The sequence below is a fragment of the Nonomuraea sp. NPDC005692 genome, from assembly GCF_040631115.1.
Lineage (GTDB): Bacteria > Actinomycetota > Actinomycetes > Streptosporangiales > Streptosporangiaceae > Nonomuraea.
The window spans coordinates 326,022-343,043 of sequence record NZ_JBEXYU010000007.1; the positions used below are offsets into that span (position 1 = coordinate 326,022).

Annotated in this window: 18 protein-coding genes; 12 read left to right on the top strand and 6 right to left on the bottom strand. The window is 72.5% G+C overall.

Annotated elements, in window-relative coordinates; translation table 11 throughout:
- Positions 1 to 156: 156 nt before the first annotated feature.
- The 4 genes from ABZ459_RS18605 to ABZ459_RS18620 form a co-directional block, all read right to left on the bottom strand.
- The gene (locus ABZ459_RS18605; RefSeq protein ID WP_357971482.1) at positions 157 to 555 is read right to left on the bottom strand and encodes a hypothetical protein; all 399 of its coding nucleotides are present in this window, start codon (positions 553 to 555) and stop codon (positions 157 to 159) included.
- 510 nt (positions 556 to 1,065) lie between these two features.
- A complete protein-coding gene (locus ABZ459_RS18610; RefSeq protein ID WP_357971483.1) occupies positions 1,066 to 2,817 on the bottom strand; it encodes an FAD-binding protein in 1,752 nt (583 codons plus the stop codon).
- A gap of 11 nt (positions 2,818 to 2,828) precedes the next feature.
- Entirely contained in the window at positions 2,829 to 4,013 is a 1,185-nt protein-coding gene (locus ABZ459_RS18615) for an MFS transporter (RefSeq protein WP_357971484.1), read from the bottom strand.
- A gap of 46 nt (positions 4,014 to 4,059) precedes the next feature.
- Entirely contained in the window at positions 4,060 to 4,695 is a 636-nt protein-coding gene (locus ABZ459_RS18620; protein WP_357971485.1) for a disulfide bond formation protein DsbA, read from the bottom strand.
- A 121-nt stretch (positions 4,696 to 4,816) separates the two neighbouring features.
- Here ABZ459_RS18620 and ABZ459_RS18625 point away from each other — a divergent pair, with 121 nt between their 5' ends.
- Entirely contained in the window at positions 4,817 to 5,695 is an 879-nt protein-coding gene (locus ABZ459_RS18625) for a LysR family transcriptional regulator (protein ID WP_357971486.1), read from the top strand.
- A gap of 61 nt (positions 5,696 to 5,756) precedes the next feature.
- Complete coding sequence (locus ABZ459_RS18630; protein ID WP_357971487.1) at positions 5,757 to 5,906, top strand: hypothetical protein; 150 nt, start codon at positions 5,757 to 5,759, stop codon at positions 5,904 to 5,906.
- A gap of 75 nt (positions 5,907 to 5,981) precedes the next feature.
- On the opposite strand, the gene ABZ459_RS18635 is transcribed toward ABZ459_RS18630, so the two are convergent.
- Positions 5,982 to 6,755, bottom strand: a complete 774-nt coding sequence (locus ABZ459_RS18635) for an IclR family transcriptional regulator (protein WP_357971488.1) — start codon at positions 6,753 to 6,755, stop codon at positions 5,982 to 5,984.
- Positions 6,756 to 6,881: 126 nt separating this feature from the next.
- Here ABZ459_RS18635 and ABZ459_RS18640 point away from each other — a divergent pair, with 126 nt between their 5' ends.
- From ABZ459_RS18640 to ABZ459_RS18680, 9 genes are read left to right on the top strand one after another with little or no spacing between them, the layout of a single operon-like run.
- Entirely contained in the window at positions 6,882 to 7,856 is a 975-nt protein-coding gene (locus ABZ459_RS18640; RefSeq protein WP_357971489.1) for an ABC transporter substrate-binding protein, read from the top strand.
- The gene (locus ABZ459_RS18645; RefSeq protein ID WP_357971490.1) at positions 7,849 to 8,841 is read left to right on the top strand and encodes an ABC transporter substrate-binding protein; all 993 of its coding nucleotides are present in this window, start codon (positions 7,849 to 7,851) and stop codon (positions 8,839 to 8,841) included. The genes ABZ459_RS18640 and ABZ459_RS18645 overlap by 8 nt, the downstream gene beginning before the upstream one ends.
- A complete protein-coding gene (locus ABZ459_RS18650) occupies positions 8,838 to 9,677 on the top strand; it encodes an ABC transporter permease subunit (protein ID WP_357971491.1) in 840 nt (279 codons plus the stop codon). The genes ABZ459_RS18645 and ABZ459_RS18650 overlap by 4 nt, the downstream gene beginning before the upstream one ends.
- On the top strand, positions 9,674 to 10,384 hold the full coding sequence (locus tag ABZ459_RS18655) for an ABC transporter ATP-binding protein (protein WP_357971492.1): 711 nt from the start codon (positions 9,674 to 9,676) through the stop codon (positions 10,382 to 10,384). Before ABZ459_RS18650 ends, ABZ459_RS18655 begins: the two co-directional genes overlap by 4 nt.
- Positions 10,381 to 11,853 carry a hypothetical protein gene (locus ABZ459_RS18660; protein ID WP_357971493.1) on the top strand — a complete coding sequence of 491 codons (1,473 nt, stop codon included), beginning with the start codon at positions 10,381 to 10,383 and terminating at the stop codon, positions 11,851 to 11,853. Before ABZ459_RS18655 ends, ABZ459_RS18660 begins: the two co-directional genes overlap by 4 nt.
- Position 11,854: 1 nt before the next feature.
- Complete coding sequence (ssuE, locus tag ABZ459_RS18665) at positions 11,855 to 12,352, top strand: NADPH-dependent FMN reductase (RefSeq protein WP_357971494.1); 498 nt, start codon at positions 11,855 to 11,857, stop codon at positions 12,350 to 12,352.
- Complete coding sequence (locus ABZ459_RS18670) at positions 12,349 to 13,137, top strand: LLM class flavin-dependent oxidoreductase (RefSeq protein WP_357971495.1); 789 nt, start codon at positions 12,349 to 12,351, stop codon at positions 13,135 to 13,137. Before ssuE ends, ABZ459_RS18670 begins: the two co-directional genes overlap by 4 nt.
- Positions 13,127 to 14,224: an LLM class flavin-dependent oxidoreductase gene (locus ABZ459_RS18675; RefSeq protein ID WP_352356221.1), complete on the top strand. Its 1,098-nt coding sequence runs from the start codon at positions 13,127 to 13,129 to the stop codon at positions 14,222 to 14,224. Before ABZ459_RS18670 ends, ABZ459_RS18675 begins: the two co-directional genes overlap by 11 nt.
- Positions 14,224 to 15,105, top strand: coding sequence for an ABC transporter substrate-binding protein (locus tag ABZ459_RS18680; protein WP_357971496.1), 882 nt, complete (start codon positions 14,224 to 14,226; stop codon positions 15,103 to 15,105). Before ABZ459_RS18675 ends, ABZ459_RS18680 begins: the two co-directional genes overlap by 1 nt.
- Positions 15,106 to 15,160: 55 nt before the next feature.
- Here the strand turns inward: ABZ459_RS18680 and ABZ459_RS18685 are convergent, their stop codons facing one another.
- Entirely contained in the window at positions 15,161 to 16,030 is an 870-nt protein-coding gene (locus ABZ459_RS18685; RefSeq protein ID WP_357971497.1) for an oxidoreductase, read from the bottom strand.
- A 326-nt stretch (positions 16,031 to 16,356) separates the two neighbouring features.
- Between ABZ459_RS18685 and ABZ459_RS18690 the strand changes: the two genes are divergently transcribed.
- Complete coding sequence (locus tag ABZ459_RS18690) at positions 16,357 to 16,995, top strand: hemerythrin domain-containing protein (protein WP_357971498.1); 639 nt, start codon at positions 16,357 to 16,359, stop codon at positions 16,993 to 16,995.
- The last annotated feature ends 27 nt before the right edge of the window (positions 16,996 to 17,022 follow it).

Sequence of the window (17,022 nt, forward strand, 5' to 3'; positions counted from 1 at the left end):
ATCGTCCGGCCGGAGAAGGTACATCAGTCACGAGCGGACTCTCTGCCCGTTCCATCGCGATGGGCGCTGTGTGACGTCATGCCTGTTGCCGGCGCGACCTCCGCGCCCTCGACCGGCTGCGGCCCCGGCCGGGAAGCTGGGGCCGCACCGCATTCGTCAGACGCGGGTCGAGGGGCTGTAGCCGTGGTAGCGGACAGTGTTGTTGAGGAACGCCCACACATGGGACCTGACCAGCGTGCCCACGGGGATGCTCGCGTAGCAGGTCGTCGAGTAGGTGTCCTTCGCCGTGCACGCGACGACCTGGACCCATTCGCCGCGGTAGTACTTCTCGATGCTGCCCCTGATGCGCCAGTTGCCGAGGTCGGTGAAGTCCTGGACCTTCAGGTACGTCTGCCCGCCGCTCGGGCCGAGGTGGGCCTCGCCGTAGACGCTTCCGCCGCCCACGGTGGTGGCGACCACGTAACCCGTCGCGGCTGACGCCTGCGCCGGGACGCTGGTCAGAGACAGGGCAAGGACGGACGCCGCGAGGGCGGGAAGCAGTTTCTTGATCTTCACGGGGGAATCATCCAGGGATAACCACCCATATGTCCATAGGTGGGTGATTAGTCCGTGGCGCGGCCCATCCTGGCCCCCGCTCGCGAACCTGTCCTCAGCCGCCAGGTAGCGGCATCAAGGACCAAGCTTAGGTTCGGGCCGTGCGCGCCTGAACCTTGGTGCAGGCGACCCCGGCGGCCGTCGAGCTGGACCACCGGAGCCGCTGGCGCGCGGCGAGGAGGCCACCCGCCGCTCCCGGGGCACACGCCCGAATGGACGCCCAGTGTGCACAAATCAGGGCCCGCCATGAGGACGGCACGTGCAGCGGCGGCATGGGCCGCTGAGGAGTAGGCGCGCGCCAGGCCCTGGGCAGGTCCGCCGCGCCAGCCGGGCCTCCACGGACTGCAGCCCATGGTCATCGCGGCTGGAGGTCCGTATCGAAGCAGTGCTCCCAGCTTGACCGCCGGCACCGGATCGGTGGCCATCCGGTCTCTGCCAGTACCCGGTGTGCCGGTTCCTGGGCAAAACTCCTCACCCGTCCTGCCTCGGGAAAACCTCGTAGCCGGGGGTGAGGACGCGGCCGGGGTCATACGCCCGCTTGGCGGCGGCGAGCCGGTCCCACACCGGACCGAAGTGGGCCTGCCAGTCGCGGGCGGACATGGGCAGGGCGCTGGCCGGGTTGAGCATGCCGCCCGCCGCGACGACCCGCTCATACACGGCGCGGTTATCGGCCACCATGGCGGCGACCATGTCGGCGGGGCCCGGTGTCGGATATCGCATGAGGTTCATCGCGAACGCCACCGGCTCCGCGGGGAGCCGGAACAGCGGGCTGCGTACGGCATTCGTCCGCAGCGGCAGGACCGAGACGACGCCGTGGTCGCCGAGGTCGCCGACGGTGAGCCCGGCGAGCGTCTCGGCCAGGACCGCACCCGCGCGGGACGCCCCGATGAAGGTGAACAGCCATGGGTGCGGGGAATCCCAGCGCCCGGCGTCGCGCAGGGCGTTCTCCAGGGGCGTGAACCGGTCGGTGTAGGTGCGGTAGTCGTGTGTGCCGATGGTCGCCTTCGCGCGGTCGTCGGCGAGTCCCGCGAGCATGGCGTCGTCGTCGGGCACCTCGCCGGAGAACAGCGCCGCCCCGTCGACGAGGTAGGTCCAGCCGCCTTCCCGGCCGGGGACGGCGCGGCCCTGGAGGTAGTCCCATCTGCCCTCGTCGAGGAGCAGGCGCTGGTCGGTGAGCATCGCGTCGAGGTCGGAGTAGAGGAGCTGGTACCTGCGGACGGACTCTGGCGCTGGCGTCAGTCGCAGGGTCGCCCGCGTGATGACGCCCACCTGGCCGAGTCCGGCGCGCACGGCGTCGAACAGGTCCGGGTGCTCGTCGGGTGAGCAGGTGCGGACGTGTCCGTCGCCGGTGACGACCTCGAGCGCGAGCACGGAGTCGCTCATGACGCCGTGCCGCCAGCTGGTGCCGCCGACGCCGCCGACGGTGACGGTGCCGCCGATCGTCAGGTCGAGGTACTCGGGGAGGACCGGTGGGGTGCGGCCGTCGCGGAGCGCGGCCGTGAGGACGTTGCGCCAGGTCGCGCCCGCGTCGACGACGATCCGGTCCGCGCCGACATGGTGGATCGTGTTGTGCCCGGACATGTCGACGACAACGCCGCGCTCGACCTGGGACCGGCCGTACACCGAGTGCCGCGCGCCCTGAACAGCGACCTGCCTGCCGGCGCCGGCCACCCACCGCACGACGGCGGCGACGTCGGCGACCGAGCCGGGGCGGAGCACCGCCTCGGGGACGGTGTGCACGACGTGACCGAAGTCCGCCGCGGCCCGCTCGCGGGTCGCCGGGTCACGCACGAGCTCGCCGTCGAGCGGGGGCTGGTCGAGGTCCTGGGGGTACCAGCGGAGTTCGACGGTGTTGCCGTCGGGGTCGCGGACGTAGATCGACTGGCCGTCGCCGCGGGCGCCCGAGCGGACAACCGGGCCCTGGACCACGTCGAGCACTCCGGCGTCGATGACCGCCGGCCAGTCGAGCGGCGCCACGACCAGACAGATGTGGTCCACGTTGGACTCCCCGCGCGGACGTTCGACGAGGTCGATGATCGTGGCCGCGTCGATACGGACCGAAGGGAAGGAGACCTGGCCGCGGCGCCACTTGTCGACCCGCTCGGCCTCGAGGCCCAGGATGTCGCTGTAGAACCGCAGCGAGCGGTCGACGTCCTCGACGTTCAGGACGATGTGGTCCAGTGCCGTCACGCGGATCGCCCCGTTGTGCGTGCTGGTGTTCACGTGTGCCCCTCTCAGGCGTGCGCGGCGTCGCGGTGCGAGCTGAAGGCGGTCAGTAGTGCGGTCGCCGTCAGCGCGACGCCGAACCACACCGCGCCCGTGGTCCCGAAGCCGTCCGCGAACAGCCCGCCCAGCAGCGCGCCGAGCGCGATCGAGATGTTGTAGCCCATGGTGTTGAGCGACATGGCGGCCTCGAAGGTGTCCGGGGCCGCGGCGAGCATCATGTTGACCTGACAGAGGTTGGCGGCGCCGAAGGACAACCCCCATATCACCACGGCGACCGCCAGACCCGCCGGGCTGTCGCCGATCACCAGGAGTAGCAGCAGCGAGGCGACGAGCCCGGTGCAGGCGCCTACGAACGTCGCGCGCATGTTCTTGTTGACCGTGTGTCCGGCGACGAAGTTGCCGACCGCGCCGCCGACCCCGAAGACGATCAGCAGCCCGGTCACCCACGCCGCCGACGCCCCGGCACGCTGCTCCATGAAGGGGCGGATGAACGTGTACGCCCCGAAGTGCCCGAGCACGTACAGCGCGACGGTGATCATCACGACCCGCAGCCGCCCGTTCCGGATCGGCAGCGCGAACACCTCCCGCACCGGGATGGCGCTCTGGGACGGCAGCGACGGAAGCGTGAGCACGACGGCGAGGAGCACGGCCAGGCTCAGGCCGCTCCAGATGAGGAACGTGGTGCGCCAGTCGGTGAGGCTCTCGATGAGCGTGCCCAGCGGCATGCCCACGACGGTGGCGATCGACATGCCGGAGAGCACGACCGCGGCGGCCTTGCTGGCCTTCTCGCCGGGGACGAGCCGCATCGCCATGGCGACGCCGATCGCCCAGAACACGCCGTGTGCGAACCCGGTGACGAGCCGGGCGGCCAGGACGATCGGGAAGCTCGGCGACACGGCCGTGACGAGGTTGCCGAAAGCCATGATCACCAGCAGCATGGCGAGGAGAGCACGGCGGTTCACCGTACGGCTCCACGCGACCAGGAACGGCACCCCCACGCCCGCGGAGATGCCGTACAGCGTCACCATCATGCCCGCGAGGCTGACGGAGACGGACAGTCCCGCGCTGACCGGGGTGAGCAGCCCGACGGGCATCAGCTCGGTGGTGACGAAGACGAACAGGCTCGCGGTGATGGCCGCGACGCCCAGCCACGCCCGCAACTGTGAGCGTGATTCAGTACTGACAGTGGTCATACGTGTCCTTACGAACGTCCCCGCACGAGCGGGGAAGAGTGCGAGGTCAGGAGAAGCTGGGTTCGCGGTCGCGGCCGCGCTTCAGCTCGAAGAACCCGTCCGTCGCGGCGACGGTGACGACGCCGTCCCAGAGCGCGCCCGCGGCCTCGCCGCGCGGCGCCGGGGTGATGACGGGACCGAAGAAGGCGATCCGGTCGCCGGCGGGACCGGGAACGTGGATGACAGGGGTGCCCACCTCGCCGCCGACCGGAGCCATCCCCGCGTGGTGGCCGGCGCGCAACGCCGTGTCGTAGCGGGTGTCCTCCGCCGCGTCGACAAGCGTGTCCGGCAGGGCGACGGCACGCAGCGCGGCGAGCATCATGTCCCGGCCCAGCCCGGCGCCCTCGAGATGAATCCGCGCTCCCATCGCCTCGTACAGCGGGCGCAGCACCGCTTCCCCGTACTGTTGCGCCGCGGCGACGCACACCCGCACCGGACCCCAGCCCTCGATCTGCGCCTGCCGGTACTTCTCCGGCACCTCCCGGTTCTCGTTGAGCACCGAGAGGCTCATGATGTGGAACCGTGTCCGCACGGGCCGGACCCGCTCGACCTCCAGCAGCCACCGCGACGTGATCCACGCCCACGGACAGCGCGGATCGACCCAGACGTCGATCGCGGTCACTTTCTCTGGCGCATTGGCCATGACGATCCGTTCACCTCCGAAGTTCCGATGGTGGCCTTGCCACGACTCGAGTCTTGCGGCGCGCCGGCGATGAGTCCAACGCATTGTTGTCACTTCAGCGATGCCGAAGCATCATTGATCCATGGAACTCCAGCAGATGCGTTACGTCCTCGCCGTCGCCGAGACGAACAGCTTCACCCGGGCGGCGGAGCAGTGCCTGGTCGTCCAGTCGGCGCTGAGCCGCCAGATCGCCAGCCTCGAACGAGAACTGGGCGCGCGGCTGTTCGAGCGCACCAGCCGCCACGTGCGCATCACCCCGGCCGGGAAGGCGTTCGTGGCCGCGGCCCGCGAGAGCCTCAACGCCGCGGAGCGGGCGGCCGCCGACGTCGCCGCGGTGACCGGCGAGGTGCGCGGCAGGCTCGCCCTCGGCCTCATCCCCACCGTGGCCGCCGTCGACATCCCCGACGCACTGAGCCGGTTCCGCGACAGATATCCCCAGGTCCAGCTGAACATCCGGGTCGGCGGCAGCGAAGAACTCACCGAGCAGGTCAGACAGGGCAGGATCGAGGTCGCATTCCTCGGGTTGCCCACCAGCGCGCGACCGGTGGGCGTCAACGCCCGTGAACTCGCCCGGGACCGGCTGGTCGCCGTCGTCGCCCCCGACCACCCGCTGGTGGGCGAACCGGCCGTCGACCTCGCCCGGCTCTCTACCGAGACCTTCATCGACCTGCCCCCGCACTCGGCCGCGCGGGCGCAGTCGGACGAGGCGTTCGCCGCCGCGGGTCTGAGCCGTGAGGTCGCGTTCGAGGTCACCACCGCGGACTTCATGATGGCCCGGCTCGTGCGGAAGGGGCTGGCGATCGCGCTGCTGCCCTCGGCCTACGTCCCCCACCTGACCGGTCTGGCCACCATCGAGATCACCAACGCTCCCATGCGCGTCGAGTACCTCATCTGGAGCGGCGTCGGACGCACCCCGGCGGCGATCGCGTTCCTCGACCTGCTGGACCTGCCGGACCGCTGACTATCGGGGCTGCGGTGCAGGACGGACACTGCGCATGCCGATGGCTACATCCGCCCAGGTCATGGATGTGCTTCGCCTGGCCTACCTGACCGTCACGAACGCTTTCGCCGCGCTGCGATCACCACCCATGGGCGACCGGGACACGGACGTGGAGCTTCTCGTCCTGCGTCACCAGATCTCCGTCCTGGAACGCCGGCGCATCCGCCGCTGAAGTTCGGCCTGCGCGTCACCACCGTCGTCCGGTACGGCGCCGCCTGCCGCGGCAGGAACCGGCGGAAGACGTGACTCAGGCGGAGGGGCGCAGGCGGCGCTCGGCCGGTGGGATCAGCAGCACCTCCAGCGCGCGGGCGCAGGCCCGCGCGTGCGCGGCGAACCAGTCGATCCGCGCGTCGCTGATGACCAGCGGCGTGGAGCGCACGGCCAGCGCGTAGCGGACGTGGTTGTGCCGGTCGAGCACCGGCACCGCGACGGTGCGGATGCCGTCGCCCGACTCCCGGTCGTTGAGCGCGTACCCGGACTCGCGCACGCGGACCAGCTCCTCGCGCAGTTCGGCATGGTCCACGATGGTGCGGCCGGTCAGCGCCGGCAGCGGGCCGAGCGCCTCCAGGTCGGCGCTGCCCTCCGGGTCCCAGGCCAGCAGCACCTTGCCCAGCGCCGTGGAGTGCAGGGGGCGGCGCAGCCCGGCGCCGCTGTCGGGGTTGAGCGAGCCGCCGCTCAGGATGACCGCGTGCCGGTCGTTGCGGACGGCCAGGTCCACGGTGGCGGAGGTGATGCGGGCCAGCTCGGCCAGTTCGGGGGCGATGCGGTGCAGGCCGCGCCGGTGGAAGGAGAGCTGCCCCAGCTCCGTGATGGACGTCCCCAGCCGGTAGCGGCCGGTGCGCGCCTCCTGCTCCAGGAAGCCCGTGGCGGCCAGCGTCCTGGCCAGGCGGTGGGTGGTCGAGGTGGACAGCCCCATCCTGCGCGCCAGGTCGGACAGGCCGAGCGAGGCGTCACCGCCCCCGAAGCAGCCGAGCAGGCCGATCGCCCTGCGCACCGACTGGACGCTGTCGTCTGTTGCCATGCGGGAAACTCCGCCTTCCGAGTAGGGAGATCGGGGACCAGGTAAGAGCCGGTCCAGCCGGGAACGCTTCCCGCATCGCGGGACAATCTTTGCATTCCCTACCAATTTACTAGCAAACTCTGCCCCATGACCACAGCCGCACTCGACGCCATCTGGTTCACCCGCTGTCCCGTCCCCACCGCCACAGGCATCGCGGCCGACCAGGGCTGGCTGGCGGGAGAGTTCGCCGGCGACGGGATCGAGGTCCGCTCGCTGCAGGACGACGACCCCGGCGTGCCCCGCGAGACCCACTACACCCACGCTCTGACCGGCCTGTTCCGCGAGGGCGGCAACGTGCCGGCGCTGTGGGCGCGCTCGCGCGGCGAGGCGACCAGGCTCATCGGGCTCACCTGGATCGAGGAGCGGCAGGTCGTGCTGGTGCGCGGCGGCACCGCCCTGGAGAGCCCCGAGCAGCTCAAGGGCCTGCGGCTGGCGGCGCCCCGGCATCGCATCGCCATCGACTTCTGGCGGGCCATGGCCCTGCGCGGCTTCCACGGCGCGCTCTCCCTGGCCGGGCTCGGGCTCGGTGACGCCGAACTGGTGGACGTCGAGGCCGAGCCAGGCGGCGGCCAGTGGGAGGCGGAGCTGGCCGCGCTGGCCGCCGGCCGGGTGGACGCGGTCTACGTCAAGGGCGCGCTCGCCGTCGAGGCCGCCCTGCGCCACGGCGCGGAGGTGGGCATCGACCTGGACGCCGTGCCGGACCGGCGCGCGCGGATCAACAACGGCACCCCCCGCCCGATCACCGTCCACCAGCGCCTGCTGGACGAGCATCCGCAGGTGGTCACCCGCTTCCTGGCCGTCCTGCTGCGCGCCGCGGACTGGGCCGCCGCGCACCCGTCCGAGGTGGCCAGGATCCTGGGCGCGGAGACCGGCGCCGGCGCGACCGGCGTGGCCGCGGCCTACCGCCCCGGCGCCTCGCTCCACCTCGACCTGTCCGCCGAACGCCTCGACCTGCTGGCCGAGCAGGAGCGCTTCCTGCGCGGCCACGGCTTCCTCGAATCACCCGTGGACGTCGCCGCCTGGGCCGACCACACCCCGCTCCAAGGAGTCACCCATGCGTAAGCTGCTGCTCGCCCTTCCGCTCGCCCTCCTGGCCACGGCCTGCGGCGGCCCGGACACCACCACCACCGCCGGCCAGGAGCAGGTCGTCGTGCGCATCTCCGACCCCGGCAACAGCGGCTTCCTGGCCGTCGCGAAGAAGGACGGCAGCCTGGACGCGGCCCTGGCCAAGGTCAACGCCAAGGTCAAGTGGGCCGGCGACTTCTCCGTGTTCGCCCCGGCCGCCCAGGCCATCAACGCGGGCTCGCTCGACATCGCCACCGGCTCGATCACCTCGGGCGTCACCGCGCTGGCCGTCAAGCCCAGTTTCAAGATCTTCGCCACCGTCCCGCCCGACCTGGCCGGGGAGGGCATCGTGGTGAAGAAGGACTCGCCGATCAGGTCCGTGGCCGATCTGGCCGGGCGCAGCGTGGCCGTCGGGCACGGCGGCACCAGCGAGTACCTGCTGCTCAAGGCGTTGCAGACGTTCGACGTGCCGGTCGAGAAGGTCAAGCGGGTCTATCTGCCGCCGCCGCAGACCGCGCCGGTCTTCGGCTCGGGCAAGGTGGACGCCTGGTCCACCTTCTCCACTTTCCTCATCCCCGCCGTCACCGATCTGGACGCGCGCGTCCTGGCCGACGGCGAGGCGATCAAGTCGGACAACTACGTGATCTACGTGGCCGCCAACAAGCTGTTGCAGGAGCATCCCGAGGTGGTCAAGGCGCTGTTCGCGTTCATCAAGGAGGGCAGCGCCAAGGAGATCGCCGATCCGGCGGCGTACCTGAACGTCTTCACCCAGACCGGCCCGCAGGCCGTGCAGGGCGAGCAGAAGGAGCTCGTGGCCGGCATCCAGAAGAAGGGCAGGCCCGTCCAGGCGGTCACCGCCGCCGAAATCACGAAATATCAGGACGTGGCGAGGTTCTTTCTCGACCAGAAGGTGCTCACCGCGCCGCTGGACGTCTCCCAGCACGTCGTGGACGTGAACACGCTCGGGAGCGCGCGGTCATGAGCGTGGCCACTCACGCGGAGGCCGGCGTCGAAGGGCTCGTCGCGCCCCAGCCGCCGCGCTCGTCCGGCCGCCACCCGGCCGTCACGCTCGCGCTGCGCGCCGCCGGCCCCGTCCTGCTGCTCGCCGCCTGGTACGCGGCCACCGCCACCGGCGCCCTCACCCAGGACGTGCTCGCCGGCCCTCAGGACGTCGTCAACACCTTCGGCGAGCTGTGGGCCGACGGCCAGCTCCCCGAGGCGCTGCGCGTGTCGGTCACCAGGGCCGGGCTCGGCCTGCTGCTGGGCGCCTCCACGGGGCTGGCGCTGGGCGTCGTCTCCGGCTTCACCCGGCTCGGCGAGGAGCTCGTCGACTCCTCGATGCAGGCCCTGCGCGCCATCCCGTTCCTGGCGCTGACCTCGCTGTTCATCGTCTGGTTCGGGATCGAGGAGGCGTCCAAGATCCTGCTGATCGGGGTGGCCTGCACGTTCCCCATGTACATCAACGTCTCCAGCGGGGTGCGCAACGTGGACCGCAAGGTCGTCGAGGCGGCGCGCTCGTTCGGACTGGGCCGGCCGGCCATCGCCCGCGAGGTCGTGCTGCCGGGCGCGCTGCCGTCGATCTTCGCCGGGCTGCGGTTGTCCACCACGCTCAGCGTGATCGCGCTCATCGCCGCCGAGGAGATCAACGTGACGGCCGGGCTCGGCTACCTCATGGCCCGGGCCACCGACTACCTGCGCACCGACATCCTCGCTCTGTGCGTGCTGCTGTACGCGGTGATCGGGCTCGCCGCCGACCTGGCCCTGCGGCTGGCCGAGCGGGTCACGATGCCCTGGCGCAGGGCGGTGACGATCCGATGAGCCTCGCCGTGCGCACCCGGGGGCTGCGCAAGGTCTTCGGCGAGCGGGCCGTGCTCGACGGGGTTGACCTGGACGTGCGGCGCGGCGAGTTCCTGGCGCTGCTCGGCGCGAGCGGCACCGGCAAGACCACGCTCCTGCGCATCCTGGCCGGGCTGGACGCGGCCGACGGCGGCAGTGTGCTGGTGCCGCCGGTGCGCACCGTCGTCTTCCAGGAGCCGCGGCTCGTCCCGTCCAAGCGCGCCCTCGCCAACGTGATCATCGGGCAGGGCCGCGCCGCCCGCGCCAAGGGCCTGGCGGCCCTGGCCGAGGTGGGGCTGAGCAGCCATGCCGACGCCTGGCCCGCGACGCTGTCCGGCGGCGAGGCCCAGCGGGTCGCGCTGGCCAGGGCCCTGGTACGCGAGCCGGAGCTGCTGTTGCTCGACGAGCCGTTCGCCGCGCTGGACGCCCTGACCCGGCTGCACATGCAGGACCTGATCGCCGAGCTGTGCGCCCGGCACCGCCCGGCCGTGGTGCTGGTCACGCATGACGTGGAGGAGGCGATCCTGCTCGCCGACCGGATCGCGGTGCTGCGCGCGGGCACGTTCGTCACCGATGTGCGGGTCGAGCTCGACCGGCCGCGCGACCGCACCGATCCCGACTTCGTCGAGCTGCGCCGCCGGCTCCTCGCCGACCTCGGCGTGGACGCCCACGCGGGAGCGGCGCCATGACGGCGCCCGGAAGCAGGGCCATGACGGCGGCCGGCTGGATCGCCGGGAACGCCGCCGCGCTGACCGGGCTCGCCGACCGGATCTGGGCCTACGCCGAGCCGTCGCTGCGCGAATGGCGCTCGGCGCAGGCCACCGCCGCGCTCCTGCGCGCGCACGGCTTCACGATCGCGTGGGGCACGGCCGGCCTGCCTGCCGCGTTCGTCGCCACCCACGGCGACCGCGGGCCGGTGCTGGGCTTCAACGTCGAGTACGACGCCCTGCCCGGCCTGTCCCAGCGGGCCGGCGCGGCCCGGCACGAGCCGGTCGCGTTCGAGGGCGACGAGTACGCTCCCGCCTACGGCCCCGGCCACGGCTGCGGCCACAACGTCCTGGCGGCGGCGTCGGCAGGCGCGGCCATCGCCGCCGCCACGGCACTGGGGAACCGGGCCACGATCAAGGTGTTCGCGTCCACCGGCGAGGAGCACCTGGTCGGCAAGGCGTACGCGGTGCGCGACGGCGCCTACGACGGGCTGGACGCCTTCCTCGACTGGCACCCCGCCCCCGTCACCGGCACCGGCTGGGACGTCACCAGCGCCCTGTACTCGGCCACGTTCTCCTTCCTCGGCTCGACCGGCCACGGCTCGAACCCGCTGGGCACCCGCAGCGGCCTGGACGGCGCGCTGCTGCTGACGGAGATGGTCGAGCGCCTGCGCGCCGGCCACGTCTCCCCCTCCGGCCGCGTCAGCTACACGATCAGCGGCGGCGGCGCCCCCAACGTCACCCCCGACCTGCGGACGGTCTGGGTCTACGTCCGCGAGTCCACGGCCGCCGCCGCCAGGACCCTCTACGACCAGGTCGTGACCTGCGCCCACGCCGCCGCCGCCGGCAGCGGGACCCGGCTGGAGCACCGCCTGGTCACCGCCATCAGGCAGGGGCTCGGCAACCGGGCGGGCGCCGAGCTGCTGCACCACACGATGAGCGAGCTGGGGCCGCCGGCGTTCACCGACGCCGACCACGCGTTCGCGCGGCGGCTGCAGGCGGCGATCGCCCGCCCGCCCGCCGGCCTGGCCGGCGAGGTGCTGCCGCTGCGCCCACCCGCCGGTCCTGACCTCGGCGGCCCGTCCAGCGACACCTCCGAGGTGAGCTGGGCGGCGCCGCACCTCAGCCTGGTCGCGGCCGTGGTGCCGCTCGGGGTGCCCCTGCACTCGTGGGCGGCCACCGCGGCGACCGGCACCCCGATCGCACACGCCGGGCTGCTGGCCGCCGCCCGCTACCTGGCCACGGCGGCGGTCACGCTGGTCGAGCAGCCCGAGACGCTGGCGGCGGTCAGCGCGGAGTTCGACTCCCGCGAACGGGAGCCCGCGCTCCTGCCGGCCGGCGCCGAGCCGCCGTACCACCTGCCGCCGCCCGGCTTCCTCGACGAGACGGGCCAGTCGCCGCGGCCGACCCGGACGCCGCCCGTTTCCGCTGAACCCCTAGGAAAGATCTGACATGTCCGTCCTGCTCATCTCCGGCAGCCCATCGGCCGCCTCGCGCACCGTACGCCTGCTCGACCACCTGGCCGGGCGGCTGGGCCGGCCCGCCACCGTACTGCGCCTTCGTGACCTGCCCGCCGAGGCCCTGCTGCGCGGTGACACCGCCCATCCCGAGCTGGCCCGGGCCACCGCGCAGGTGGCCGCGGCCGACACGATCGTCGTCGCCACCCCGATCTACAAGGCGTCCTACACCGGGCTGCTGAAGGCGTTCCTGGACGTCCTGCCGCAGGGCGCGTTCGCCGGCAAGACGGTGGTGCCGATCGCCACCGGCGGCACCCCGGCCCACCTGCTGGCCGTGGACTACGCCCTGCGCCCGGTGCTGAGCGTGCTCGGCGCCCGGCACGTCACGCGCGGCCTGTTCGTGCTGGACACCCAGATCGAGCCGCTGGCCGGGGAGCTGCTCCCGCGCATCGACGCCCTGCTGGAAGAGGTCCCGCTGGGGGCGGCGGCATGACGGCGCACCGCACCGGCCGCTTCCACCTGGCCCTGCCCACCCGGAGCCCCGCCCTCGCCCCGTTGCCGGGCTTCGTCACCGACGTGCGGCCGGCGCTCAGCGACCCCGCCGGGCGGGCCGCCGTGGCCGCGGACCTGTCCGGGTGGGCGGGCGCGCTTGCGCCCTTCGACCCCGCCGGCCAGGAATCTCTCGCCGTAGCCGCCAACGCGCTGCGCCGCACCCGCCACCTGCGGGTCGTGGCCGAGTTCCACCCGGCCGTGGCCACCCCGGTCTACGCGGCCAAGCTCTCGGCGTCCCTGCAGCGTTTCTCGGCCGGACGGCTCGGCTGGCGGCTCGCGGTGGATCTGGACCCGGCCGTGGCCAGGGCGCAGGGCGACTTCCTGACCGGCGCCGCCCGGTTCGCCCGCGCCGACGAGTTCCTCACCGTGGCCAAGGGCGTCTGGGGCGGCGGCCCGTTCGACTTCGCCGGGAACTTCTACGAGGTGGTCAAGGGCGGTTTCGGCGCGCCGCTGTCGTCCCCGCCCTTCCCCGAGGTGCACCTGTCAGGCGTCTCGCCCGAGGCCCTGGAGCTGTCGCGCCGCCACGCCGACGTGCACGTCTTCGCGGCCGGGGACGACCTGGCGGCCCTCGTCCCCGAGCTGCCCGGCCTGCGCTACGGCGTGCACCTGCCCTCGATCGAGGCCGCCGACGAGTACGCCGCGCTCGGTGTCACCGAGTTCTTCCTCCAGACCGAGGACGTCTACCGCCTCGGCGAGCACGTGAAGGAGCGGTCTGTTGACCGTTGACATCTACTGGCGCATTCACATGGAGGGCGACCAGCCCTCGCTGCGCCGCCGCGTCCGCAGCCGAGGCGGTTTCGCCCCCGGCGGCACCGCCCCCGGCACCAGGGACGGCCGGGACGACGGCTACAGCCACGCCGACTACATGGCCGAGGTCGCCAGGGCCGCCGAGGACAGCGGCTTCACCGGCGGGCTGCTGCCGAACTTCCCGCACACCGACGACCCGTGGGCCGCCGCCGCGACGCTGGCCCGCGAGACCACGTCGTACCGCTTCATGGTGGCCTTCCAGCCCGGCTTCCTGCACCCCGTCCAGGCCGCCCGGATGACGGCCACGCTGCAACGGGCCACCGGCGGCCGGATCGTCTACAACGTCATCTCCGGCGGCGGCGGCCCGGCGCAGCTCTGGTGGGGCGACAAGGTGGACCACGACGACCGCTATGCGCGCACCTCGGAGTTCCTGGACGTGCTCAAGGGCGTCTGGCAGGGCGGGCACACCCACCGGGGCCGCTTCTACCAGGTGGAGAACGCCGGGCTGCCGGAGGAGCTGGCCGGGCAGCCGTTCCCCGAGATCTTCTTCTCCGGCTCCTCCCCCGCCGCCATCGACGCCGCTGGGCGGCACGCCGACTACTACCTGTCCTGGCTGGAGCCGTTCGAGGCGCTGGAGGAGAAGTTCGACGCGGTGCGCGCGCACAGTGCCACGCCGCCCCGGTTCGCCGTGCGGGTGGACCTGCTGGCCCGGGAGAGCGAGGAGGAGGCGTGGGCGGAGATCGAGGCCGGCTGGCGGGCCCGGCCGCGCGAGAGCGACGCCGGCGAGGGCGACTCCGTCGGCGTGCGACGCAGCCGCGCCTTCCTCGCCGGAGCCGGTGACGATCCCCGCGCCCTGGAGGTCGCGCCCCACGTGTGGGGCGGGTTCAGCCAACTGCGCGACGGCCCGGCCTTCGGCCTGGTCGGCGACTACCACCAGGTCGCCGACCGCCTCGACCGGCTGCTGGACCTCGGGGTGGACGCCCTCATCCTGGCCGGGATCCCCCATCTCGAAGAGGCCCGCCGCGTGGGCCGCCACGTTCTGCCGCTACTGAAAGGACGCTCCTGATGACCACCAAGGTCGGCTTCTTCCCGCAGAACAACACGCTCTGGGTGGCCCGCCACCGCGACCTGCTGCCCGGCGTCGAATGGGTGGACCTGAACGCCCTCGGCCGGGACGAGCGCGTCGATCCCACCCGGGCCCTGCCGTCCGCCCACGGCGACCACCTGTTCGACGGCGGATACGACTTCATCGGCACCGGCTCCACGCCCCCGGTCACCGCCCAGGCCAAGGGGCACGACATCGTGTACGTGGCGATCTCGGGGCCGCGGGTCGAGAACGGCCGCCTGGTGGTGCGGGACGACTCCCCCATCGGCTCGGTGGCGGAGCTGAAGGGCAGGCGGGTGGCGCTCGGGCACGGCTCCTGGCAGACCACCCTGCTGCTGCTGGCGCTCAAGCGGGCCGGGCTCGGGTGGGGCGACATCGTCCCGGTGGACGCCTACGGCAACGCCGCCGAGCTGCTGGTGAACGGCGACGTGGACGCCTGGGTGGGCTCCTACCCGTACCTGACGCCGGTCGAGTCGCGCACCCGGACGCTGGTGGAGACCGAGGGCCTGTTCAGCCACCGCTCGCTCTGGTTCACCCGTCGCGACTTCGCCCAGGAACGGCCGGAGGAGCTGGCCAGGATCGTCACCGCGCTGCAGCGGGCGGACAGCTGGACGGAGGAGCACCCGCGCGAGGCCGCGGCCCTGTTCGACGGCGACCTCGACGCGTGGGAGCACGCGCTGCGCACCCGCCCGTGGGGGCTGCACCCGGTCAGCGCGGAGTTCGTCGCCGAGCAGCAGCACGCCGCCGACCTGTTCCACGCCAACGGGCTCATCGAGCGGAAGATCACGGTCGCGGACGCCGTCCTCCCCGAGATCGGCGAGCTGGTGACGCGAACCCGGTGACTCCCGTCCTCTCCGCCGCCCACGCGGCAGCGGAGCAGGCGATCGGACTCCGTGGTCAGTGCGCCTGGTCGGCGAGGTCGGCCAGGTCCTCCTCGGTCAGCTTCAGGGACGCGGCGGCGACGTTCTCCTCCAGGTGGGCGAGCGAGCCGGTGCCGGGGATGAGCAGAATGTTCGGCGACCGAGCCAGCAGCCAGGCCAACGCCACCTGCGGCACGGTCGCGCCGTGGCGGGCGGCGACGGCGTCCAGGCGCTCGGCCGTGAGCGGCCGGAACCCACCGACCGGGAAGAACGGCACGTACGCGATGCCCGCCTCGGCGCAGGCGTCCACCAGCGGGTCGTCCTCGCGGCTGGCCAGGTTGTAGAGGTTCTGGACGCAGACGATCGGCGCGATCCCGTGGGCCTCGGCGAACTCGGCAGGTGTCACGTTCGAGACGCCGAGGTGGCGGATCAGCCCCTCCTCGCGCAGCGCGAGCAACGTCTCCAGCGGCCCGGCGAGCGGCGTCCCGGCGCGGTCGAGGTCGCCCATGCGCAGGTTGACGACGTCGAGGCGGTCAACGCCGAGCGAGCGCAGGTTCGCCTCGACGCCGCGGCGCAGGCCGTCGGGGGTAAGGCCGGTCTTGCCCTCGGCGGGCAAGGCGAGGTCAGAGCCCTCGACCAGCGCGCCCACCTTCGTCACGATCACCAGGTCGTCCGGGTAGGGATGCAGCGCCTCCCGGATCAGCTCGTTGGCCGCCACGCCGTCGCGAGCGTAGTAGTGCGAGGTGTCGATGTGGTTCACGCCCAGATCGACGGCCCGGCGCAGGACGGCGAGCGCGGTGTCCCTGCCGGGACGGTCGCCTCTCGGCCAGCCGGTCAGCTTCATCGCGCCGTACCCGACCCTGGCGACGCTCAGGTCGCCGCCCAACGCCCATCGTCCAGTCGTCATGATCACGCACTCTAGCGGTGATCAGCGTCCGGAGCCGCGGATGCCGTCTGAGCGCGACGTACCGGCCTTCGAGGATACGGCCGCGTCGTCCAGGCCGGGCAGGGGAAGCCGCCGCGGCGTGGCGCGCGCCAGTGAGGCCGGCCCCGCTGCCGCGGCCCGCCCAGGGGAACGGGCTCGCCGCCGACCTCGGCCACGAAAGAGCCCAGCACCCGAATGAAGATCATGATCCGCACATCTCACGTGGACGTTCCAAATCCCTTCCAAATCCCCTCCAAACACCCAGGAGCAGCCTGAACACATCGCAACCGATGAAGGAGCGGGAACGGATGAGCGTCAACACCCAGGACATGGAGATCGTCCACCGCGTGCTCCGCCGTGAGTCACGGCGGCTGGTGGAGCTCGTCGCGGCCGTCGCCCCGGGTGACACCGCTCGCGCCAAGGTGATCGCCGGCCACTTCCGCATCTACCGGCTGGGCCTGCACAACCATCACGAGGGCGAGGACGAGCTGCTGTGGCCGCCGCTGCTTTCCCGGGTGGACCTGGAGGCCGACATCGTCCTGCGCATGCAGGCCCAGCACGAACACGTCGCGGCCACCCTGAGCAGGCTGGACGCCGCGTTCCCCGCCTGGGAGGCCACCGCGGGCGCCGACGAACGCGACACCCTGGCGGCCGCCCTCTGCGAGCACCGCGCGGTCCTGCTTGAACACCTTCACGACGAGGAGGCCACCCTCCTCCCGCTCGCGGCCGAGCACATCACCCAACAGGAGTGGGCCTCCTTGGGCGAGCACCTGGTGAACAACACGCCCAAGCTCACCCTGCTCACGATCTTCGGCGCCGTCCTGGAGGACGCGAACCCGGCCGAGCGCGCCATCGTCCTCGGCGGCCTTCCCGTCCCGGTCCGCGTCATCTGGCACGTCATCGGCCGTCCCCGCTACGCCCGCCACATCCGCCGTGTCCGCGGCTGAACCCTGCCCGTCCGTACAAACAAGGAG

Coding starts and splice junctions, on each gene's coding strand:
- ABZ459_RS18615 (WP_357971484.1), bottom strand. CDS start 4,013: ATGACCACTGTCAGTACTGAATCACGCTCACAGTTGCGGGCGTGGCTG.
- ssuE (WP_357971494.1), top strand. CDS start 11,855: ATGTCCGTCCTGCTCATCTCCGGCAGCCCATCGGCCGCCTCGCGCACC.
- ABZ459_RS18630 (WP_357971487.1), top strand. CDS start 5,757: ATGGATGTGCTTCGCCTGGCCTACCTGACCGTCACGAACGCTTTCGCC.
- ABZ459_RS18620 (WP_357971485.1), bottom strand. CDS start 4,695: ATGGCCAATGCGCCAGAGAAAGTGACCGCGATCGACGTCTGGGTCGAT.
- ABZ459_RS18680 (WP_357971496.1), top strand. CDS start 14,224: ATGACCACCAAGGTCGGCTTCTTCCCGCAGAACAACACGCTCTGGGTG.
- ABZ459_RS18650 (WP_357971491.1), top strand. CDS start 8,838: ATGAGCGTGGCCACTCACGCGGAGGCCGGCGTCGAAGGGCTCGTCGCG.
- ABZ459_RS18690 (WP_357971498.1), top strand. CDS start 16,357: ATGAGCGTCAACACCCAGGACATGGAGATCGTCCACCGCGTGCTCCGC.
- ABZ459_RS18655 (WP_357971492.1), top strand. CDS start 9,674: ATGAGCCTCGCCGTGCGCACCCGGGGGCTGCGCAAGGTCTTCGGCGAG.
- ABZ459_RS18635 (WP_357971488.1), bottom strand. CDS start 6,755: ATGGCAACAGACGACAGCGTCCAGTCGGTGCGCAGGGCGATCGGCCTG.
- ABZ459_RS18645 (WP_357971490.1), top strand. CDS start 7,849: ATGCGTAAGCTGCTGCTCGCCCTTCCGCTCGCCCTCCTGGCCACGGCC.
- ABZ459_RS18660 (WP_357971493.1), top strand. CDS start 10,381: ATGACGGCGCCCGGAAGCAGGGCCATGACGGCGGCCGGCTGGATCGCC.
- ABZ459_RS18640 (WP_357971489.1), top strand. CDS start 6,882: ATGACCACAGCCGCACTCGACGCCATCTGGTTCACCCGCTGTCCCGTC.
- ABZ459_RS18625 (WP_357971486.1), top strand. CDS start 4,817: ATGGAACTCCAGCAGATGCGTTACGTCCTCGCCGTCGCCGAGACGAAC.
- ABZ459_RS18685 (WP_357971497.1), bottom strand. CDS start 16,030: ATGACGACTGGACGATGGGCGTTGGGCGGCGACCTGAGCGTCGCCAGG.
- ABZ459_RS18670 (WP_357971495.1), top strand. CDS start 12,349: ATGACGGCGCACCGCACCGGCCGCTTCCACCTGGCCCTGCCCACCCGG.